Annotated in this window: 7 protein-coding genes; all 7 read right to left on the bottom strand. The window is 43.3% G+C overall.

What is annotated here, in order from left to right:
* Positions 1 to 324 (bottom strand): host-nuclease inhibitor Gam family protein (locus tag UNSWCS_RS06210; RefSeq protein WP_035143636.1); only part of this gene is annotated, 324 nt, incomplete at its 3' end.
* Positions 315 to 524, bottom strand: coding sequence for a hypothetical protein (locus UNSWCS_RS06205; protein ID WP_035143634.1), 210 nt, complete (start codon positions 522 to 524; stop codon positions 315 to 317). The genes UNSWCS_RS06210 and UNSWCS_RS06205, both read right to left, overlap by 10 nt.
* Entirely contained in the window at positions 472 to 645 is a 174-nt protein-coding gene (locus UNSWCS_RS11835) for a hypothetical protein (protein WP_021087790.1), read from the bottom strand. Before UNSWCS_RS11835 ends, UNSWCS_RS06205 begins: the two co-directional genes overlap by 53 nt.
* A gap of 6 nt (positions 646 to 651) precedes the next feature.
* Positions 652 to 993 (bottom strand): hypothetical protein, encoded by a 342-nt coding sequence (locus UNSWCS_RS06200; RefSeq protein ID WP_021087789.1) that lies wholly within the window; start codon positions 991 to 993, stop codon positions 652 to 654.
* Positions 994 to 1,056: 63 nt separating this feature from the next.
* Positions 1,057 to 1,308 carry a hypothetical protein gene (locus UNSWCS_RS06195; protein WP_021087787.1) on the bottom strand — a complete coding sequence of 84 codons (252 nt, stop codon included), beginning with the start codon at positions 1,306 to 1,308 and terminating at the stop codon, positions 1,057 to 1,059.
* Positions 1,309 to 1,342: 34 nt separating this feature from the next.
* A complete protein-coding gene (locus UNSWCS_RS06190; protein WP_021087791.1) occupies positions 1,343 to 2,272 on the bottom strand; it encodes an AAA family ATPase in 930 nt (309 codons plus the stop codon).
* A 76-nt stretch (positions 2,273 to 2,348) separates the two neighbouring features.
* Positions 2,349 to 4,166: DDE-type integrase/transposase/recombinase (locus UNSWCS_RS06185; protein ID WP_051267830.1), on the bottom strand; the 1,818-nt coding region annotated here is incomplete at its 5' end.

The raw sequence follows: 4,166 nt of genomic DNA, 5'->3' as shown, positions 1-4,166 counted from the left end.
CTTTATTGAGCTTAACAAACTTTCAAGCTTGGCTTTTACATTAGGTATTCTTACACTCTTACTTATGCGGTATCCGATCTCGCCGAAGGTAAATTCTTTTGAGCGTTTTTCGGCAAATTCAGCCTTATTATCCTCGCAAAAAAGAGTTATTTGCTGCTCTAAAAAGCTTTTTTCACTCTCTAGTCTTTCAACTTCGCTCTTTCTGGCTTCTTTTATACGGTTGCATTCAATCGTTACTTCTCCGTTTATCTTCTCTATCCCTACGCTTACCTCGCATAGTCTTTTTAAAGTAACGTCTACGTCGCTAAAACTATTTATTTGCATCTTTTACTCCTTATTTTTGCTTTTCTTCTGTTTGCTCTTATTTCTTGGCTTTTGTGCTTTGCGCCGGCGGTTACCGCGCTTTTTGCAAAAGCCGCCTTACTTCTTCTCGCTTTGGTCGGCGTTAGCATCGGCGCGCCGCCTAGCACGCTAGTATCGTTTAGCGCTAGGCTTAGACCCGCTAGCATTGACACGGCTTTCATCATCTGACGTTCTCCTTTCAAGTATTTTAAATTTCATCGCAAATTTAAGCTTTGCGACATACCCATAGACCATGCAAACTGGTAAATTTGCTTTGGCTTTTTTTATGATTTTTAAACTCAAGCGCCATCACTCAAACAAGCTAAATTTAAGCTCGCTTAGGCCGTATTCTTTAGCCCATGCCGCCTCTTGTGCCATGCCTTTACTCTTGTCGCTCCATTTGCACGAATGGCTGTAGTAGTAGCTGCACACTCTAAGCAGTTCTTCGCAGTTTTTCATTATGCGATCTCTCTCAAGCTCACTATATACGTCCATCCACGCAAGTACGGGCGAGATAGGCTCGTAGCCGTTAGCTCTGACGATAGCGCAAGCCTGCTGCGCTATTTGCTTAGCGTAGTAGTTTCTGTCCCGATCTTTGCACTCGATACTGGCGTAGGGAGTAGAAACAAACACTAATCTCGCTGTTTTCATTTATTCTCCTTTCTTAAAATTTAACTTTATAGGAAGCTCCGCAGAGCTCCCGAAAAATCAAATTTAAGCTGCCGTATCGATCACTTTGCCGTCGGCGGTTCTTACGATATATTTACCCACCAGTTTAAACATACTCTTTGAGTAGTCGGCCTTTTGGCCCTTTATCATGCTTGCGCGCCTTATGCCCCATAGTTCGCCTTTAGCACTTACTCTCATTTCAAATCCTTTCTCTTCAAATTCTCTCACCAGCCTAACTAGCCCAGCCGCTTGTGTTCGCTCCACCGCGCGATTTTCAAGAGGATTTATATCTATCATTTTTTACTCCTTACAACTATTACAACCGTTACAACTATAAAAGCAACATCTTTGTAGCCTCTTTGACTACGTCTTCGTTTATAGGGGTCTTTGCGTATTCGCTTAGCATCTTCGCCCTTCTTAGCAGCTTTTCGGTCTTTCTGAAATTTCCTTTAGCTAGCGCTTCTATTAGATCGATGCACGGTTTTTGCGTTACGCCGAAGTTTTTGCAAACTGCTTCTAGGTCGTCTCTTATTTTTTTCTTGTCTTCGTCTACATAGGAAAGTCCGCCTAGTATCCATTTATTTCCGACTCTCGAGCTTAGCTGCTCTAGCTCGTTTCCACTCTTTGAAGCTGTTAAATTTATGAGCAGCTTGTTTGTGCCCACGAGTACCAGAGTAGCGCGGCTAAAATCGTGCATCCTGCGCAAGCTTTCAAGCGCGCGGTAAGGCAAATGCTCGGCCTCGTCTATAATGATCGTTCTGCTTACCTTTTTTAGAGCTTCCGCGCTTTGACGTATTAGCTCGTCTATGCTTCCTTTGTCGTTTAGTCCGAGCTCGCGGGCTAAAATTTTAAAAAGGCTCTTTGCGGACGTGTTGATGGTGGCTTCGATTAGAATGCTATCGGGATGCGTTTTTACGTATTCGCGCACGGCCCTAGTCTTTCCGCTGCCAGCTACTCCGCTTATCATTGCCATATCTCTATCTTGTACTGCCCAGCCGATCACCGCGTGTATACTTTTGACGTCCTTAGTTTTTACGAAAGGTAGCTCGTCTTGTAAAACGTCCACTTTTTGGATAAAATTGTCAAGATAGTTCTTAGCTGGCTCTTCTACTTTATCAGCATACTTGTAGCTAGAGCCTTCCTTTATATATCCCGAGATATACGCGGGATTTATTCCCAACGCCGTAGCAAATTTGTTCTGACTCATACCGCTTGTTTTATTAGCTTCGATGAAGTCTTTTATTCTGTCTGCTAACTGCATTTTTCCTCCTTTTAATTTTGTTTTTAAATGTTTTAAACGCCGTTTAATAGGACTTTAAACGACCTTGAAAACATTTTTATTCTCCGCTTGCTATCTCTATGGCGTCGTCTACGGAAAATTTCTTTTTATTTTTAGGTTCGGTAGAAATTTCAGGCAGACTCTCATAGTCGAATGCTTTGCTTTTGATACTATTTATCGCGTCTTGCTCTTTTATAATCTGAGCTACGCCTATCAGGTTTGGATTTTCTTCATATATCCTATTTTCCTTTTTGAGGCTATCTTGATGATAGGCTTTGGCTACTTGCAGATCGTAATTGACGTTCGTCCTTGTAAATTCGCTTACTTCGGCGGCTTTCATAGCTTTTCTTATCGCCTTCATTCGTGAGCTATGGGTCTTACCTATCGCACTAAATTCCTCCGCGCTGAAATTTAGTTTTTTGATATCTCTAGCCTTGCAGACGAATTTGCCACCTTCGGTAAATATAAACGCCTCGGTTACGTCGTCGATATTTACGCATACTCTTACCTTTGATTTCACTTCGAGCATATCTCTGCTCGAATACGTTATGCCCTCTACCGTGACGCCTTTTTTTGTTACTGGATACACGCCCTTAAAGCCCGCAAATAGTATAAATTCTTCATATCTAACTCCTTTAAGAGGCGTAGCATCTGCGTTCCATAGCTTTATCGGCGCAGTCTTTTTGCGCTTGATGTCGGTTATATCCCACTCCAAAACAGCCGTTTCAAAGCGTTTTTTCATATCCTCGTAGGTCAAAAGATACTTTTGGTTTGTTTTTACCTTATGACCGAACTCGTCTTTATCTTTCCTATCCTTTTTAGGCGTCCTTTGCTCGATCCTCTCTCGCGCCGCCAGGCTTCCTCCTATGTATCCAGGAGTATGAGCCATTATGCTTCTTTGGATAGTCCCGAAGTGCCTTTCTACGAAGGCTTTATCTTTTCCTTTATAGGCTCTGGCGTGATCGTAGTCTATGTTTAGACCTTCTATCAAATTCGTAAATGCATCGCTTAGATAGTCCATACCGTTGTCCCCTTTAATACACTCGGGCTTTCCTAACGTCTCTATGGCTCTCCAAAGTAGGCGAGTTAGAGCTAGGGAGTTGCTGGTTTCTGCTAGCGTAGCTACGCAGCGTCCGCTATATACGTCTATGATCGAGAGTATTGCGGGTCTTATCTGCACGCCTCCCTCGCCGTCTCTTACGATGACGTCGAGTTTCGAGCTATCTATCTGCCAAAGCTGATTTCGCCTGGTCACATATACGGCTTGTTTGCCCGATGCAGGCTCGTAGGCGCTATTTGTTTTATCTTCGCCCTTGGTTATCATCGCATACTCTAAAGGCCTGTTTTTATAGTATTCCTTTATAAATCTACGCACCACGCCCGTATCGAAAAAGGGCTTTACCTTGCCACCCAAAAACTCTTCGCGGCTAAATTCCCCGCTCTTTTGACCGTAGTATGCGTGCAGATCTTTCCAAAGCTGAGTAATGTTAAAATCTCCGGCTCCGTATTTTCTGAAATTCGTTAGGATAAACTCCTTCATCCATTCTTCGAGCTTATACACGCCTCGCTTCTTGCCGCGCTTATCTATCAGGCCTCTTAAACCTTTACTTCTATAAGCGCTTTGCCATCTAAAAAAGCTTGCCGAGCTTATCCCACTATCCTCGCAAAATTTTTTACATGACACGCCGCTTTTTATAGCCGCCTCATACTCTTTTATGAGCTTTACCTTGGCTCTAGCCTCGTTTCTCTCCTCTTCGCTACAAGTTATATATAAGTCTTCTTCGCTCTCTTCTGCACCGCCTTCTTTACCGTCGCTCGCGTCGTCTTTGCCGCCCTTGATCTCACTAAATTTCATCCGTCTAAATCCGCTTTGCTC

The sequence above is a fragment of the Campylobacter concisus UNSWCS genome (assembly GCF_000466685.1).
Lineage (GTDB): Bacteria > Campylobacterota > Campylobacteria > Campylobacterales > Campylobacteraceae > Campylobacter_A > Campylobacter_A concisus_A.
Note: the sequence above shows the minus strand (reverse complement) of the source record. Positions and strands in the feature narration are given on the sequence as shown.